At 67.0% G+C, this 15,903-nt stretch carries 14 protein-coding genes; 8 read left to right on the forward strand and 6 right to left on the reverse strand.

Translation table 11 applies throughout. The annotated features are described in order from the left end of the window. Positions 1–74 precede the first annotated feature (74 nt). Positions 75–2,450 carry a DUF6600 domain-containing protein gene (locus R2669_RS14675; protein ID WP_316900812.1) on the reverse strand — a complete coding sequence of 792 codons (2,376 nt, stop codon included), beginning with the start codon at positions 2,448–2,450 and terminating at the stop codon, positions 75–77. A gap of 567 nt (positions 2,451–3,017) precedes the next feature. Between R2669_RS14675 and R2669_RS14680 the strand changes: the two genes are divergently transcribed. From R2669_RS14680 to R2669_RS14690, 3 genes are all read left to right on the forward strand, one after another. Further along, positions 3,018–4,160 (forward strand): RsiV family protein, encoded by a 1,143-nt coding sequence (locus tag R2669_RS14680; RefSeq protein WP_316900814.1) that lies wholly within the window; start codon positions 3,018–3,020, stop codon positions 4,158–4,160. A 20-nt stretch (positions 4,161–4,180) separates the two neighbouring features. Continuing rightward, positions 4,181–4,642, forward strand: coding sequence for a CoA-binding protein (locus tag R2669_RS14685; protein ID WP_316889148.1), 462 nt, complete (start codon positions 4,181–4,183; stop codon positions 4,640–4,642). A 115-nt stretch (positions 4,643–4,757) separates the two neighbouring features. Then, positions 4,758–5,705 (forward strand): alpha/beta hydrolase, encoded by a 948-nt coding sequence (locus R2669_RS14690; RefSeq protein ID WP_316900816.1) that lies wholly within the window; start codon positions 4,758–4,760, stop codon positions 5,703–5,705. 11 nt (positions 5,706–5,716) lie between these two features. On the opposite strand, the gene R2669_RS14695 is transcribed toward R2669_RS14690, so the two are convergent. The 3 genes from R2669_RS14695 to gstA form a co-directional block, all read right to left on the reverse strand. After that, on the reverse strand, positions 5,717–5,920 hold the full coding sequence (locus tag R2669_RS14695) for a DUF3562 domain-containing protein (protein ID WP_304538600.1): 204 nt from the start codon (positions 5,918–5,920) through the stop codon (positions 5,717–5,719). A 171-nt stretch (positions 5,921–6,091) separates the two neighbouring features. After that, complete coding sequence (gene pstS / locus R2669_RS14700) at positions 6,092–7,153, reverse strand: phosphate ABC transporter substrate-binding protein PstS (RefSeq protein WP_316900820.1); 1,062 nt, start codon at positions 7,151–7,153, stop codon at positions 6,092–6,094. 191 nt (positions 7,154–7,344) lie between these two features. Continuing rightward, positions 7,345–7,974 (reverse strand): glutathione transferase GstA, encoded by a 630-nt coding sequence (gstA, locus tag R2669_RS14705; protein WP_316900821.1) that lies wholly within the window; start codon positions 7,972–7,974, stop codon positions 7,345–7,347. Positions 7,975–8,073: 99 nt separating this feature from the next. Between gstA and R2669_RS14710 the strand changes: the two genes are divergently transcribed. Further along, positions 8,074–8,955, forward strand: a complete 882-nt coding sequence (locus tag R2669_RS14710; protein ID WP_316900823.1) for a LysR family transcriptional regulator — start codon at positions 8,074–8,076, stop codon at positions 8,953–8,955. A gap of 1 nt (position 8,956) precedes the next feature. Here the strand turns inward: R2669_RS14710 and R2669_RS14715 are convergent, their stop codons facing one another. Together R2669_RS14715 and R2669_RS14720 are read right to left on the reverse strand one after the other, a co-directional pair. After that, entirely contained in the window at positions 8,957–9,886 is a 930-nt protein-coding gene (locus R2669_RS14715) for a sterol desaturase family protein (RefSeq protein WP_316900825.1), read from the reverse strand. Between the two features lie 108 nt (positions 9,887–9,994). Next, a complete protein-coding gene (locus tag R2669_RS14720) occupies positions 9,995–10,432 on the reverse strand; it encodes a hypothetical protein (RefSeq protein WP_316900827.1) in 438 nt (145 codons plus the stop codon). A gap of 224 nt (positions 10,433–10,656) precedes the next feature. Between R2669_RS14720 and R2669_RS14725 the strand changes: the two genes are divergently transcribed. The 4 genes from R2669_RS14725 (at position 10,657) to R2669_RS14740 (ending at position 15,901) form a co-directional block, all read left to right on the forward strand. Beyond that, positions 10,657–12,459, forward strand: a complete 1,803-nt coding sequence (locus R2669_RS14725; protein WP_316900829.1) for a methyl-accepting chemotaxis protein — start codon at positions 10,657–10,659, stop codon at positions 12,457–12,459. A 123-nt stretch (positions 12,460–12,582) separates the two neighbouring features. Then, the gene (locus R2669_RS14730) at positions 12,583–13,740 is read left to right on the forward strand and encodes an ATP-grasp domain-containing protein (RefSeq protein ID WP_316900830.1); all 1,158 of its coding nucleotides are present in this window, start codon (positions 12,583–12,585) and stop codon (positions 13,738–13,740) included. Continuing rightward, positions 13,737–14,876 carry a hypothetical protein gene (locus R2669_RS14735; protein ID WP_316900831.1) on the forward strand — a complete coding sequence of 380 codons (1,140 nt, stop codon included), beginning with the start codon at positions 13,737–13,739 and terminating at the stop codon, positions 14,874–14,876. The genes R2669_RS14730 and R2669_RS14735 overlap by 4 nt, the downstream gene beginning before the upstream one ends. Beyond that, positions 14,873–15,901, forward strand: a complete 1,029-nt coding sequence (locus R2669_RS14740; RefSeq protein ID WP_316900832.1) for a Rieske 2Fe-2S domain-containing protein — start codon at positions 14,873–14,875, stop codon at positions 15,899–15,901. Before R2669_RS14735 ends, R2669_RS14740 begins: the two co-directional genes overlap by 4 nt. The last annotated feature ends 2 nt before the right edge of the window (positions 15,902–15,903 follow it).

The following is a 15,903-nucleotide window of genomic DNA, read 5'->3' on the forward strand; positions in this document are numbered from 1 at the left end:
GCCGGCGCAGACAGAAAAGCAGCCCCGAAGGGCTGCTTTTTTTTTTTTCGACTGCGGATTCGCGCGCTGACTGCCTAACGGTGCTCACCTTCGCGCTTTTCTTCACCGCGATGGGCCTGTGGATGCGGTTGGGCCTCATGGTGTTCTTGCCGCGGCGGTTGGGCCTGTGGTTGAGGTTGTGGCGGACGCGCTTCAGGCGGACGTGGCTGAGGTTGCGGCGCGCGCATCTCGACGTGTGGTTGCGGTGCGGGACGCGGCGCTCCCATGTGCGGTTCCGGCCGGTGCTGTTCCGGCTCGGGGCGTGCGCGCATCTGCGGCGGTTCGTTGTGCGGGCGTTCCTGCATGGCCGGCGGCGGGTTGCCATTGAAGCGATTCGGCTCCTGCCCGCCGCGCTGCGGCTGGGGATGTGGTGTTTGCGTGCCGGCCTGCGGCAGCTGCGGGCGCGGCTCGAAGGCGCGATGCTCGTCTCGCGGTGTGCCCGGGGCGCCTTCACGCTGCGGCGGACGTGTCGTCATGCCGGCCGGGCCTTGCGGGGCTTGTACGGGCTGCGATTGTGCGGGGCGCTCCTGCGGTGCAGCGGCACCCGGCAGCGGACGTGGGCGATTGATCGCGCCCGGGGCCATGAGACCCTGCGGCGCGGGGCCCGGCTGGGCACCATGGGGCGCCGGCGTACTCTGCGGATTCGGGGAGCCCATCAATCCTTGCGGACCATTCGGGCCACGCTGTTCCGCCGGTCGGCCCGGCTCGTTTCCAGCATGTGCGGGCCCATTGGGCGCGGCGCGAGTCAAACGTAGACCCGCGGCCTGCGCAGCCGCTGGTGCGGTCGGCATTCCCGTGTTCGGTTGGCCGCGCACCGGCGCAACGTGCGCGCCTACGTTGCCGCCCGTCCATGCAGGGCCGGCGCCCGGCAGCGCACCGCCTTGCGAGCGGAACCGCTCAGCCAACGCATCGTGTCCGCCTGCTGGCGCGGCGGGTGCGCGTACGGCGATCGCCTGGCGTGCAAACGCCTGCGGCGGCGGCAATTGATGCGGCCCGCCGTTGGCGGCTGCACCGACAAGGCTGGCGCGCACCGGAGCCAACGCCGGCGTCGACACAAACTGCGCATGCGCCATCTGCGCGCGCAATTGCTCCGGCCGCAGATGCGTCATGGCCGGGCCGACCGGCTGGCCGTTGACGAATGTCTTGGCCGGCACGGCGGTCAGTGCGGCGGGGTTGTTGGCGTTGACGTACGTCACCCGATTCACATTCCGGATGTTCGTCACGTTGGTGTTGTTGTTGATGATGGTCTTGTTGACCGTGACGTTGTTCACCACCACCGTGCGGTTGATGTTCGTTACATAGGTCGGGCTGGCCGCATACACAGGGCGATACGCTTCGCCCGGAGCGAGCGGGAACCACGCCACGCCCGGAGAGCCGATCGAGATATTGATCCCCCAGCTCACACCGCCGCCGCCCCCGCCACCGACGAAACCGACGAGTGCCGGCGCATAGACCGGACGCGGCACCACCGGCCCGGGCACCCAGCACCACGTCGTGCCGACGTACGCCCAGCGGCCGTAGTGGAAGGGGGCGAAACCCCACGGCGCATCATCGACCCACGTCCAGCCCCACGGCGCCACCCACGCCCAATGGCCTGTGCGATACGGTGCCCAGCCGGCGGGCACGGCGCGCGGTACCCACACGGCCCCGTAGCCGTCTTCTTCTCGCCATGTGCCGTTGTCGTCGAGGGCTTCGTAGCCGGTCATTTCGCGGCCGACGTAGCGGGCGGACACGGAAGCATCTTCGCGGGCGTCGCGCGACTCCGCCCAGCGGTCGAAGGCGTCGCGGCCCGGGTTGTCGGTGCCGCCCACTTCGGCGAGGTCCGTGCCGCCAAAACGGATTTGCTGCCCCGCGCCCAGCGGAGTAGAGCGGTCATCGCCGTAGGCCGTGCCCTGACCGTGCCACACGGTGACGGTCGTGCTGGAGCCGTCGGGCGCAACGTCGAGACGGTATTCGCCCGGCGCCTGCGGCGTGAACGCCAGATTGGGCGTATCGATCTCGATGGTCTGGTCGGGCGGCAGCGAGCGTACGCGAACCGACAGCGCGCCTTGCGTGAGCTTCACCTGCGTATTGCGGTCGTCCAGGTCGACGAGGGTCGCGCCGGTGTTCTGCCCCAGGCGCAGCGCCGTGGAGCCGACGTGGAGTTCGCTGTGGCTGCCCTGATCGGACCACAGGCGGTCGCCCGTGGTGAGCGGCCGATTGAGCGAGGCACCGGCCCAGTCGTCGGAGCCGGCAGGCGCGAAGCTCACCGTGCCCGAAAAGTCCGACAGCCGCGCCACCCGCGAAGCCGGATCAGCGGCCATCGCGGCCTGCGTACCGCAGACGAGCAAGACGGCGGCAACGCCAATCGCGCGCAACACATGCGGCAGCCGGACACCGGAGAGAGGAGAACGACGGGAAGCACTGGACATGATGAGCCCTCGTTTTTGTGGCGGCCTGTGCCGCGTGGATGTCTCCATTTAACGCGGCAGGCGTCGAGGGGTCGACTTGCCTTTGTAAGAGCGTGTTTCTCGCGGCAGGCGGCCGAGAGCGGACGGGCAGGCGCGCGAATTGCGCAGGCAAAAAAAAAGCGCGCGGGCCGGGGAGCACCGCGCGGACGGGAAATCCCTTCGAGGGGTCAATTCGAAAGGAGGGGGTAACTTTGCACCGGGGACTGTGTCGTCGTGATCGAGCCGGAGGAAGGGTCGTCCGAGGCTCGATATGGCGCACAACAATTGGACACAAACGCTGGGGTGCGAAGGCATTGTGGGCGACGGGGTGGCCCCGAGGCGTAACAAAGTGTGTCGGATTGCAATCGAATGCAAGCGTGGTAAAGGTCGCTTGGTGTGAGTCTTAAATCGCTTGGGAGGCGTGCTCAGGGAACGCCTGCTGCACCTGCGCAGTCCCATCGGTTTGCCGCTTAGGCAGACGGGGCTTGGAAAACGGCGAACCAGCGGCGTGTGTCCTAGTCTGGGGTGTCAGGTTGAGAGGAGGGAGGCATGCACAGGCATGCGATGCACCATGTGTTGCAGAAGTCGGTGGTGGCGGGCGTTTTTGTTACCTTGATGGGGGCACTTGGCGGGGTCGGAACAGCACAGGCGGGCGCCGAAGCGGCCTCTGCTCCGCCTGCGGCGCCTGCGAGTGCGTCGTCCGCCTCGGCACCTGTTGCTTCCGCGCCAATTGCGCCTCTTGCAAAAACGAAAGAGCAGCACGAGCGTCCCGCTGGCAGCTTCTGGCAGGGCACGGTCGCCAAGGGCGCCGATAGCCCTGGCTGGAATGTCTGGCTGAACGTCTACGACGCCCCTTCCAAAGAGCAGGACAAAGACAAGGATCCGGTGGCCGATACGCTGACCGGCGAGGCCTACGATGATCGCCCTCAGGGCCGTGCCTTCTGGACCATCGAAGGCCGCAATGCGCCCGAGCGCCGGTTCGTGTGGCGCGAGCGTGCAGAAGCGTTCGATGCGGCCGGTCAGTCCGTCGTGCGCGAGGGCGGTACGCTTTCCGGTGCGCTCTCGGCCGATGGCGCCACGGCCGCCGGCACCTGGAGCGACGGCGGCCGTAGTCAACCCTTCACGCTCAAGCGCTTGGCGCGCTATCAGGAGTCCACGTCCGCCTCAGGCCAAGCCAAGCTGACGGAGCGCTACCCGGTGACGGGCGATGCTGCCATCGACGCGCTGGTCCAATCGCTGCGTGTCCGCAAGTGCGATCAATACGATACCGAATGCGTCATCCGCATCAGCGCCGTCGGGCTGGGCGAAACCGTGAGCCTCTTGCGCATGGTGTGGGCCTACAGCGGCGGCGCACACGGCAACTACAGCTTCACCGCCGGGAACTGGCGACGTGGCGCGCAGGGCTTCCAGCCGATCGCCTTGGCCGATGTGCTGAACCCTACGTTGGCCTGCCTGCAGAGTCTCAACACGCAACTCGTCGATGCGCTCAAGCGCGAAGGTGCGCCCGAGGCGCCGCGCGGTGCGCTCAAGGAGCGCGATCTGCGTAACGCTGCGTTTCCGTTTACGCTGCAAGGAGACCGCATCGTCGTGCACTACGGGCCGTATGAGGTGGGCCCGTATTCGTCGGGCGCGTTCCGGGCAGCCGTGCGCTTCGATGACCTGGGTGCCGCATGCAAGCGGCCCACAACCTGATTGCCACTGCATTGCCAACCATGTCCGCCAATCCTTCCTACGTCGACGAGCAAGACACCATGCGCCGGCTGCTGTCGGCCAAGACCATCGCTGTGGTCGGGCTGTCGCCACGCCCTACGCGGCCCAGCTATGACGTGGCGCGCTATCTGCAGCAGGCCGGCTATCGCATCGTGCCCGTCAACCCGCAGCACGCGGGCGAAGACGTGCTCGGCGAGCCCTGCTATGCCACGCTCACCGAAGCGGCCACGACCCTCGCCGCCGCCGGCCAGCGCATCGACCTGGTCGATATCTTCCGCCGCTCGGAACAGGTCCTGCCCGTCGTGCAGGAAGCCGTGACGCTGGGCGTGGGCGGCATCTGGGTGCAGCTCGGCATCGTGAATGACGAGGCGATGGCCGTCGCGCGCAACGCAGGCATTCCGGCCGTGCAAGACCGCTGCACAAAGATCGAGCACTGGCGACTCGGCATCGCCGAGCAAAAATAAATCTCGGCCCGCAAGGCCCTGTGACAACCGCGGTGGCGCGGCGTCCCGACGTATCGAAGGCTTCAAGCCAGCGCGGCGCGCTACACTCCGGCGGTCATCGCATCCCGCTTACATCATGGCCGTCGATCCGCAAATCCTGCAGTTCTACCAACGCCTTGCCGAACAGTTCGGCGCCTTGCCGCCGCCTGAAGAAGCGGCCGCGCAACGCGTGCGCTTCGAAGCCATTGCGGCTGTGTCCGATCGCCCCGATCCCGACGGCGTTGAAGTTGCAGACCTGAGCCTGCCGCTTGCCGGGCGCACGCTCGACGCCATCGTCTTTCGTCCGAAGGGTGTGGCAACGCCGCGTTTGCTCGTGTGGTTCCACGGTGGGGGATGGGTCGTCGGCGCGCCGCGCACAACACATCGCATGCTCGCCGCATTGGTGGCGCAAGACACGGGCTGCGCCGTGGTGAGTGTCGATTACCGCCTCGCGCCTGAGCATCCATTTCCCGTGCCGGCGGACGATGCACGCGACGCGCTCGCGTACCTGGCCGAGCAGCGCGTGCACCTCGGCTTCGATCCAGACTTCCTCGCAGTTGGCGGCGACAGCGCGGGCGGCCATCTCGCGGTGCAGGCCGCGCAGGGTATGCGTCCCGGCCTCGTCAATGCGCAATTCCTGCTGTACCCCGTCACCACGCCGGCTTTCGGCAGCGAGAGCTACAACGCGTTTGCACAAGGCCCTGGCCTCACGCGCGATGAAATGCGCTGGTACTGGGACAAGTACATCGGTGCCGAAGCCCTCGCCAAAGCGCTCGCCGAGCAGGACCCCCGCATCTTCCTGATGGCACGCGCGCCGGCCTATACGCCGCCCGATACCGTCGTCATCGTGGCAGCGCACGACGTGCTGCGCGACGACGGCCTGCAATACGCCGACTACCTCGTGCAGCACGGCGCGCAGGTCATCACCATCGAGGCGTCGGGCATGACGCACGCCTTTGCGCGTATGCAGTTCGAGGCCGAGCGCGCACGTGAATGGATGCGCCGCGCGGCGCATGCATTCGTCGGGATGATCAGCGAGGAATAAGCGGGGCAGGGCTAACGCGTCGGCGTGCGGCGCGGGCGGAACGCGGCAAGCACGCGGCGTGTGACAAACAGCGAGAGATAGTCGTGCACGCTGGCGTCGGCCGCCAATGTGCGCATTGTCTGCATGTACTGCTCGCGGACGAGATCGGCCGGTGCGCCGGTGTCCTGTGCGATCTGTTGGATCTGCTCGTCCTGGTCTGCGATGGCGGTACCCATGGTTGCTTCCCGTCGTGGCTCTGGCATTGACGCGCGGGGCTGCTTGCGCGGCGAGTGACCACTATAGGAAACGCGTCGGAACAATCCAGCCTTGTTGCAAAGCTTTCAGGGGGCCACCCGCGCGGCATCAAAACGGTGCTGTTGCCCGTGCAGACACTGCACCGGCAAAGATCATTTGCCCCAGTTCGCGGGCATGCTCTGCAGGCCGATGGCGGCGCCCGATGTATCCGTCACGCGCGCCAGTTCACGATACGCAATCGCCTGCACGCGCTCGGGCAGCGGCACGAACTTCGCGCGCGCGGCCAGCTCGTCACCGTGGAAATAACCCCACGTCAGAAACTTGAGCGCGGCCAGCGTGCGCGGGCCCGACGCGCTGACTGCCGGCACGACGATGAAGGTGCCCATGGTGATCGGCCACGTTTCCGCGCCCGGCAGGTTGATGAGCGGCGCCGTGAAATCGCCTTTGCGGTTCCACGCGCTTTGCATCACGGCCTCGCGGAAGCCGCTCACCTGTGCGCCGACGAAGCGGCCCGCCGCGTTGCGCAACTGCACGCCGCTCAGGTCGTTGTCGAGGATGTAGTTGTAATCGACATAGCCGATGGCGCCCGCCGTGGCCTGCACCGCTTTCACCACATCGCCGCTGCCCTTTGCGGCGGTGAAGCCTGCCGGCCAGTTGATCGTCGACTTGGTGCCGTACGTGCTTTTCCAGTCGGCGCTGACGGCGCTCAGGTAATCGGTGAAGTGGTACGTCGTGCCTGAGCCATCGGCGCGCACGACGGGATGGATCTTCAGCTTGGGCAGCGTTACGCCAGGGTTGAGCGCGCGCAGCTCCGGCGCACCCCAGCTCTCGACCTTGCCGAGGAAGATCTGCGCCAGCAGTTCGCCCGTCAATTTGAGCTGACCGCGCGGCACCCCCGGCACGTTCACGAACGGCACCGCACCCGTGACGACCGACGGCACGCAGACGAGGCCCGCCTTGGCAGCCTCCGCGCTGGAGAGCGGCACGTCGGACGCACCGAAATCCACGGCGCCTGCGCGAATGCGCTTCAGGCCTTCCCCCGAGCCCACCGCGTCATAGCTCAGCGTCACGCCAGACGATGCGGCGTATCCCGCGGCCCAGACGCGATAGACGGGCGCAGCGGCGGTCGACCCCGCGCCGTGCACTTCCGCGCGCGCGAGAACCGGCATGCCCGCAGCCGCAACGGCCAGGGCGAAAACAACGTGCTTGAACATGGGAGACCTGCGGACTGCAGAAGACGCAAAGCGTGGGATTGTAGCGACGCGCCTGTGACAGCACCGCGTGCAGGCCCGAGAGAGCCTATCTACAACATGGGGATGTGTTGTAAGACGTTCCGCAAACGTTGGGCGGAGTAGGGGGCGGGATCGGCGGTTTTGTCTAGGACCGGCCGATCCCCGGCTACCGATCAGGCGACGGCGCTGGCTGCGTCAGCCTTGATCAAGCCTTCGGCCGTCAACGCTTCAACCACGTGCGGCCGCGCAGCCACGCGGGCCATATACGCCTGCACATTCGGATACGCGCCCATCGGCAGCGACAGGAAGTTCGTCCAGTTCAGCACCGTAAAGGCATAGGCGTCGGCCACGCTGTAGGTTTCGGTCAGATATGGCTGTTTGGCGAGGCGTGCGTCGAGTTCGGCAAAGCGCTTGGCCAGCTTGTCCTTGGCGCCCTGGCGGGTGGCTTCCGGCGTTTCCTTGTACCAGAGCGGGCCGAAACCTTTGTGCAGCTCCGTGCTGACGAAAGTCAGCCATTCGATCACGACCAGGCGGCGCGCGCTGCCCGGCTTGCCGATCAACGCCTGCGTCGGGTCGAGGTCGGCCACGTACTGCAGCAGCGCGGCGCCTTCGGTGTGGCGCGAGCCGTCGGCCAGCTCCAGCAGCGGCACGTAACCGCGCGGCGAGATCGTATAGAAATCCGTGCCGTCAGCGGTGAGGTGCTTGGGCAGGTCGACAGCGGTCAGGTCAAACTGCGCACCGACTTCGCGCAGGGCGATATGGACGGCCAGCGAGCAGGCACCGGCGGAGTAATAGAGCTTCATGGTCATCGTCTCGTGAACAGGTTGGAAAGCCGCCAACGGCGGCGGTGACGACACTGTAGGATTGCGCCAGTGCCAATGAAATAGGCGGAGCAGCAAATCATGCTTGCACAAACGCAATACCGGTTGAGCGCGGCAGACCTGGAGATCGTGCTGGCGATGGTGCGCACCGGCACGCTGGCGGCGGCCGGCGAACGGCTTGGCGTGGATGCTTCCACGGTGTTCCGGTCGTTGCAGCGCATCGAGCGCGGGCTGGGCGCCACGCTGTTTGCGCGCTCGCGCACGGGCTACGTGGCGGGCGACCTGGCGCACGCGCTGGCGGAACAGGCCGAGCAGGTGGAGTCGGCACTGGAGGCCGCGCGATCGGCGGTACATGCGGTGCCGGATCAGGTGTCGGGCACCGTGCGCATCACCACCACGGACACCATCCTCGTCGGCCTGGTCGCGCCCGCGTTGAAGGGGCTGCAGGCACAGCATCCGAACCTGAACTACGACCTCCGCGTGAGCAACGAGCTGGCCAGCCTGACCCGGCGCGATGCCGACATTGCCGTGCGGGCCACGCGTCGTCCGCCGCAGCATCTGGTGGGCAAGCACGTCGGTTCGATTCGCGTGGGGCTATACGCCGCGTGCGCGAGCGGCATCACCTACGCCGATGTCGAAGCGGGCCGCACGCCGTGGGTGGCCGTTGACGACGCCATTCCGGATCACCCGTCAGTCGGTTGGCGCAAACGGCATTTCCCCAAAGTCATGCCCACGTATTTCGTCAACAGCCTGCAGATTGCGGCCGAGATGGTGGCGATGGGCGTGGGCGTCGGCATCCTGCCCCTGGTGATGGCGCAGGCGCGCAGCGATCTGGTGTCGCTACGGGATTTGCAGGACGCCAATCAGTCGGAACTGTGGCTGCTGACGCATCCGGAATCGCGCCACTTGCGGCGGATTGCCGTGGTGTATGGCCACTTGGCGCAGACGCTGCGCTTGCCGTAGTTCAGTTCGCAGCAACCGCCGGGGCGACGGGGGGCTCATCAGGAATGAGCGCGGCGCGGCGACGCAGGTCCTCCGTCGTTTCGCCATGGCCGTCGGGCCGCCAGCCTGGCGGGCGGAACAGATAGCCCACCACTTCGCCGGCCGAACGGGCCGTCTTCAGGTCTTGCCAGAGCGCGCGCCAGTGCGCGAACTCGATCACCAGCAGGTTGTACGTGCGCATCGGGTGCACGAGGCCGTAGCGGCAGGGCACGTCTTTGCGTTCGGGGATGTAGGTGCCGAACAGCCGGTCGAACACGATGAGCACGCCGCCGTAGTTGCCATCCAGGTATTCGAGGTTGGACGCGTGATGCACGCGGTGCGCCGAGGGCGTATTCAGCACCCATTCCAGGGGCCCCAGGCGGGGAATCCATGTGGCGTGGATCCAGAACTGGTATAGCAGATTGAGCGATAGCAGCATCAACACGATGCGCGGCGGCATGCCCAGCAGCGGCGCCAGCGCAAAGAAGGCGAGGGTACCGGTCAAGCGGCCCGTCCAGCCGAAGCGGTAGGCGGCCGAGAGGTTCAGGTCGTTCGGCGAGTGGTGGATGGCGTGCGTGCACCAGAACCAGCGCACGCGGTGCGCGGCGCGGTGGTACCAGTAGTAGCAGAACTCCTGGCCGAGAAAGCACGCGGCCCAGCCCGTCCAGTGGTCCATCGGCAGCGTCCAGAGGCGATGCTGGTAGACCCATTCCAGCCCCTGCGTCCAGAACGCCAGCGGCAGCAGCCAGCGTAGTGGGTACTCGCGTACGAGGAAATCGACGACCGACACGCCAGCGGCCTTCCAGTCGTAGTTGGCCCAGCCGTTTCGCAGCGACAACACGATCGCCTCGGCCAGTGACGACACCAGCACCAGCACGACGGCAATCTTCAGGATGGTGAACAGCACGGCCATGGCGCTGGGCTCCCGGCTCCGGTGGGAATGCCAGCGACGGTACTGCAAACGATGCCGGGGCCGCAATTCGGGCCGATGCGGGGGCGTCTTACAACCTATTCGACGTATTCAACGCGCCCAGGTGTTGTTGCGGTTGTGCAGAAAGATGTGCACCCCACCGCTTTTGTCCTGCGCCACGCCGGCGCTGCCCCACGGATAGTCCGTCAGGCCGCCCGGATCCTTGCCAAGCTTGCTGGCGATCCAGCGGCGGTGGCGTTGTTCCACCACGCCGATGTCGTCGTACGAAACCGGCTGCGCCAGCTCGACGAAGACGCTGACGAGCGCGTCGGCTTCAAACCGCAGGCTGACAGTGACGGGCGTGGTGTCGTCCAGCGCGGCCACCGTCGCGAACTGGCAGGGGACCTCTTTGCCTTCGACACTGACCGGCCGCACCGGCCCGACGGCAAACCGCGGGGGCAGGTCGTCGGCCCGTGTTTCCGGGGTGATGCGGATGTCAGCGAACCGGATGTCGCCGGTGGCCGGGTCGATGTGGAGCGCGTCGTGCATGGGGTTGGGTTTTCAAGGGGTGAATTGCCTGGGCAATGATGCGAAACGTTTTCCTTTATAGCAGCCATCCCTTCGTGGGGACGGGGTTTTGGCGCCTCAAGTTCGTCTGCGCACTGCCGTAGCAGCTTGGGTGGCCCCCGACAGCCAGCAGTCGGTTCTGGAGGGCGCTGCGGCAAATACCGTACGCAGTCAGATTCATGGAAAACGTTTGGCCTAGAAGAAACATGATCTCCTCTCTCCGCACCCGAATTCTCCTCATCTCATCGGCCACCGTGGTGGGCGCCCTCGCGCTGTCCGGGGCGGCTACCTATTCCATCGTGCGTTCGAACACGATGGAAACGATCGACCAGAACCTCGCCGCCATTGCCAGTGGCAACACGCTCGCCATCGACAAATGGGTCGCGGCGAAGGCGCAGGCCGTCAAGGCTACCGCGCGCGTGATCGAGCATGGTGACCCCCAAGGCTTCGGCAAGCATATGGGCGACGCCAACGGCTTCCCCATCATCACGATCGGCTGGACCGACAAGAGCTTCATCTCCACCAGCGCCACCACGCCCAAGGACTACGACCCGACCGGCCGCCCCTGGTACAAGCAGGCCATTGCGGCAGGCCAACTGCTCGTTACCAAGCCCTACGGCGACGTGTCGACCGGTGTGCCGTACGTTTCGTTTGCGGCGCCGCTCGTCAAGAACGGCGAAACCACCGGCGCGTTGTCCGGCGCCGTGCCGCTGGAGGGCGTGCGCGATGTGGTGGCGGCGGTCCACCCGACACCGTCGAGCCTCGCCTTCGTGGTTGCCAAGGATGGCCAGGTGATCGCGCACCCCGACGCAAAATTGATGCTCAAGCCGGCCACCGACGTGGCGGCATCGCTCACCGCCGATACGCTCGGCAACCTGGCCAAGGCGACGTCGCCGCTGGAGGTTGACCTGGCCGGTGCGCCGAAGCTGCTCAAGGCGCAAGCCGTGCAAGGCACCGACTGGTACCTCGTGATTGCGCTGGACAAGGCCGAAGCCACCGCCGGTCTGCGCAATGTCGTCAAGGCGCTGGCCGTGGCCATGGTGTTGCTGACGCTGGCCGCCGTGGGCATCGCCGCGTTCTTCACGTCGCAGTCGTTCCGGCGCCTGTCGCAGGTGCGCGATGCGATGGACACCATCGGCTCCGGCGGCGGCGACCTGACGCACCGTCTGCCCGTGGTGGGCAACGATGAAGTGGCGCAGATCAGCGCATCGTTCAACACGTTCATCGACAAGATCGGCGAAGCGCTGCTGGAAGTGCGCGCCAGCGTCGACAGCATGAAATCCGCCACCGGCGAGATCGAAGCGGGCAACCGTGATCTTTCCAACCGCACCGAGGTTTCGGCCAGCAACCTGCAGGAAACCTCTGCCGCGTTGACGGAGCTGACGACCAGCGTGAAGAACTCCGCCGATGCGGCCGTGCAGGCCACGCGCCTGGCGAGCGATGCAAGCGATGCCGCCATGCGCGGCGGCGAAGTGGTTTCCAGCGCCGTCAGCACCATGGACGAGATCGCCAAGTCGTCGGCGCGCATTACCGAGATCATCGGCGTGATCGACAGCATTGCGTTCCAGACCAACATCCTCGCGCTGAACGCCGCAGTGGAAGCCGCCCGCGCCGGCGAGAACGGCCGCGGCTTTGCCGTGGTGGCCGGCGAGGTGCGCACGCTGGCGCAACGCAGCGCCACGGCCGCCCGCGAAATCAAGGACCTGATCCAGGCATCGGAAGCCAGCGTGAAGACCGGCGCGCAACGCGTGCAGGCCGCAGGCGCCACGATGCAGGAAATCGTGCAGGGCATCGAGCGTGTCGCGCGCATCATCGGCGAGATCGACGGCGCAATGCATGAGCAGAGCACCGGGATCAGCCAGATCGATCGCAGCGTCGCCGAGATGGACCAGGCCACGCAGCAGAACGCCGCGCTGGTGGAGCAGTCGACCGCCGCATCGTCGATGCTCAACGAACAGGCGCACGGTTTGGCGCGCACGGTTGGGCTGTTCAAGCTGCGCAACGCCTGACGCGCCGCACCCCTCTTCAACGCGCCCGGGCCGGGTGCTCCTTTGCCTAGAATGGAGCCCCGGCAACATCCCCCGCGCTTCTCACCTTCGGCGGACGTTGCCTGACCTCAACGCTCCGCCCGTATGCCCAATGTGCTGATCCTCGGTGGCCGCGCGCCCGTGGCGCTCGACCATGCCCGCCGCTTTGCCCACCAGGGGTGGACGGTCTGCATTGCCGACAGCATTCCATGCCAGATCAGCGGTGCTTCCAGGGCGGTTTCGGCAACCTTTCGCATTGCATCGCCGCGCCATGCACCCGCGCAGTTTGCGGCCGACCTCGCGCGCATCGTGTGCGAGCGTTCCATCGATCTGCTGGTGCCGACGTGCGAGGAAGTCTTCTTCGTATCGCGCTATCGGCATCGCTTGCCGAGCCACGTGCGCGTGCTGGCCGAAGACTTCGACAAGCTGCGTGCGGTGCACAGCAAATGGACGGTCCTTGAACTGGCGCAGGATTGCGGGGCCGATGTGCCGGTCTCCGCGCGGGTGCGAACGTTGGACGAAGCGCGCGCCTGGGCGGCGGGGCGCGCGGTCGTGCTCAAGCCGGAGTTCTCGCGCTTTGGCGTGCATGTGCGCCTGTATCGCAACGGCATCCCCGACGATGCGCCGCCGCTGGCCGACCTCGGCGCCTGGGTGGTGCAAACGTTGGTGGCAGGCCAGGAGTTCTGCTCGTACAGCGTGGTCGATCGCGGCCGGCTCGTGGCCCATGCGCTGTATCGCCCCGACTGGCGCATGTCGACCAGCGCGAGCTTCTACTTCACGCCCGCGCGCATCGACGCGGTGCGCCACTTCGTTGCCAACTTCGCGCGCAAACTCGACTTCACGGGGCAGCTCTCGTTCGATTGGATCCGGCAGGCCGACGGCCGCGTGAGCCCGCTCGAATGCAACCCGCGCGCGACCAGCGGTTGCCACCTGTTCGGCCTTGGCGATGCGTTGCCCGCCGCGCTGGCCGGCACGCTCGACGGCTGCATTGAACCGTCGCCCGGTGTGCCGCGCATGGCGGCTGCGGTGATGGCATCGGCAGGGCTGTTCGATGCGTTGCGCCACGGCACGCTGCGCCAATGGCGCCACGACTGGCGCGCCGCCACCGACGTCATCGCCACGCCGGGCGATCGCGGCCCGCTGTGGGGCGGCGTGCGCGATCTTGGCGCCTATGCGCGCATGGCCATCGCCCAGCGTTGCAATATGCGCGAAGCCGCCACGCAAGACATCGAGTGGGACGGCCAGGCGCTGCCCGAGGTATGAACGCGCCCGCTGCGGTGCCGCATGCGTGCTTTGCCGACAAGGCCGGCGCGTTCCTGCACGTGCATCGCGGGCAGGCGTCGCAGCCGTTCGTCGCCAACTTGGTGACGCAGGTCGACGTGGTGGAGGCTGGCGGTCTGCCGCTGCCCGTGACCATCAACGGCAGTGAGGATCGCGCCGACCATGCCGAAAACGCCTGGGTCTGCTCGCCCATCACCACGTACGGCCGCTATGCGGCGGAAGAATCCGAGCGATTGATGCCGCGCATGCTGCGGCCGGTGCTGCGCGGCGCCATCGGCCTGGCCGATGCGTGGATGCGGCATGCGCAGCTCGACCGTGCGGTGGCCGTCAACAACTGGCTGGTCAGTACGAACCTGTATCCATCGGCGGCGGCCTTCGATCTGGAAGCGCTCGCGCGAACATGCCGCGAGCGCTGGCCGGACCGCGCGATCTGGCTGCGTTCGCTCAACACGATCCAGCACGCCGACTGGCTGCGCGCCGCCACGGCTGCCGGCTTCGATTTGATCCCCACGCGGCAGGTCTATCTGTTCCTGCAGTTGCAGCGTGCGTCGCGCGTGTCGGAACTGCGTCGCGATCTGCGGCGGGACCTCAAGCTGCTCGACGCGACGCCGCTGACCTTCGTGCCGCACGACGCCTTGACCGACACCGACTTCGCGCAGGCCGAGCGGCTCTATGCGCGGCTCTATCTCGACAAGTATTCCGCGCTGAACCCGCGTTACACCGCAGCGTTTCTTCGCGCGTGGCATGCGGCTGGGCTGCTCGAATGCGCGGGTTTTCGGGATGCGCAGGGCGTGCTGCGCGCGGTGGTCGGCGTGTTTGGGCAAGGGCCGTTGCTGACCGCGCCCATCGTCGGCTACGACACGACGTGGCCCCAGCAAGCAGGGCTGTATCGCCTGCTGATGGCGCACGTGCTGCGCCTGACCATCACGCGCGATGCCGAGTTGAACCTGAGCGCTGGCGCCGCGCACTTCAAGCGCCTGCGCGGAGGCGTGCCGGCCATCGAGATGAGCGCCGTCTACTGCAGGCATCTGCCACCCGCCACGCGCCGCGCCGTCGCCGTGCTGCGCACCCTCACCACCCGGATCGGCGTGCCGATCATGCAACGCTTTCAGTTATGACCGCCTGGAACGCCACGCTGCTGCGCGGCTGGTACCCCGTCGCCGAGGCGCACCGCCTGCGCGACAAACCGATGCGCGTGACCGTGTTTGGCCGCGCGGTGGTGCTCGCGCGCTTGCCCTCCGGCGGCTTGCTTGCGCTGGATGATCGCTGCCCGCATCGACATGTGCCGTTGTCCGACGGCCAGCTCGTTGGCGAGACGCTGCAGTGCAAATACCACGGTTGGACGTTCGGCGCCGACGGCCGCTGCACCACCATGCCGGGCATGTGCCCAGGCGCCGCAGTGCCCACCGTGCAAGTGAATGCGTGGCAGGTGTTCGAGCACGACGGGCTGATCTGGATGAGCGCACGGCCGCCGGGTGAAGCTTCCCCGGCCGCCCTGCCAGAATTTCTGCGTCGGTTGCCGGCCGGCAGCCGCCGCTTTCTGTGGAGCACGCTGTGGCAGGCGCGCCCGGCCGATGCGCTGGAGAATTTTCTCGACCCGCTGCACACGCATCTCGTGCATCCCGGCCTCGTGCGCAGCCACGGCGCGCGCCAGCCGATGACGGTGACCGTCGCCCAATCGGCAGATGGCCTGCAGGTCGACTACGCCGGCCAGCCGCAGCAAAGCGGTCTGCTGTACCGCCTGTTCGAATCGCCGCGCACGATGGAGCGCGCGCATTTCGGTATCGCCGCGCCTTCCACCGCCCAGCTCGAATACCGCTACGCCAACGGCAGTGCGCTGTATTTCACGCTGCACTTCACGCCCGAAGACGAGATGCGCACGCGCCTGTTCGCCACGCTGCATGTGGAAAACCGCTGGGCCCCGGCCTGGGCCGTGCGTTGGTTCGTCTGGCCGTTCCTGTATCGCGTGGCGGAGCAGGACCGCCGCGTGGTGGAAGCGCAGGCCGCCAACAGCGCACGCTTTGGCCGGCAGGACGGCATGTCGACCGAACTCGATCTCGTGCGGCCGATGCTGGATGCGGTGTGGATGCCGAACGGCAAGCCGGTGGAGGCCGGCGAGCGCGTGATGCAGATGTGGCTGTAGCG

Origin of the sequence: Ralstonia edaphi (genome assembly GCF_958350185.1) — a bacterium.
Taxonomy (GTDB): Bacteria; Pseudomonadota; Gammaproteobacteria; order Burkholderiales; family Burkholderiaceae; genus Ralstonia; species Ralstonia edaphi.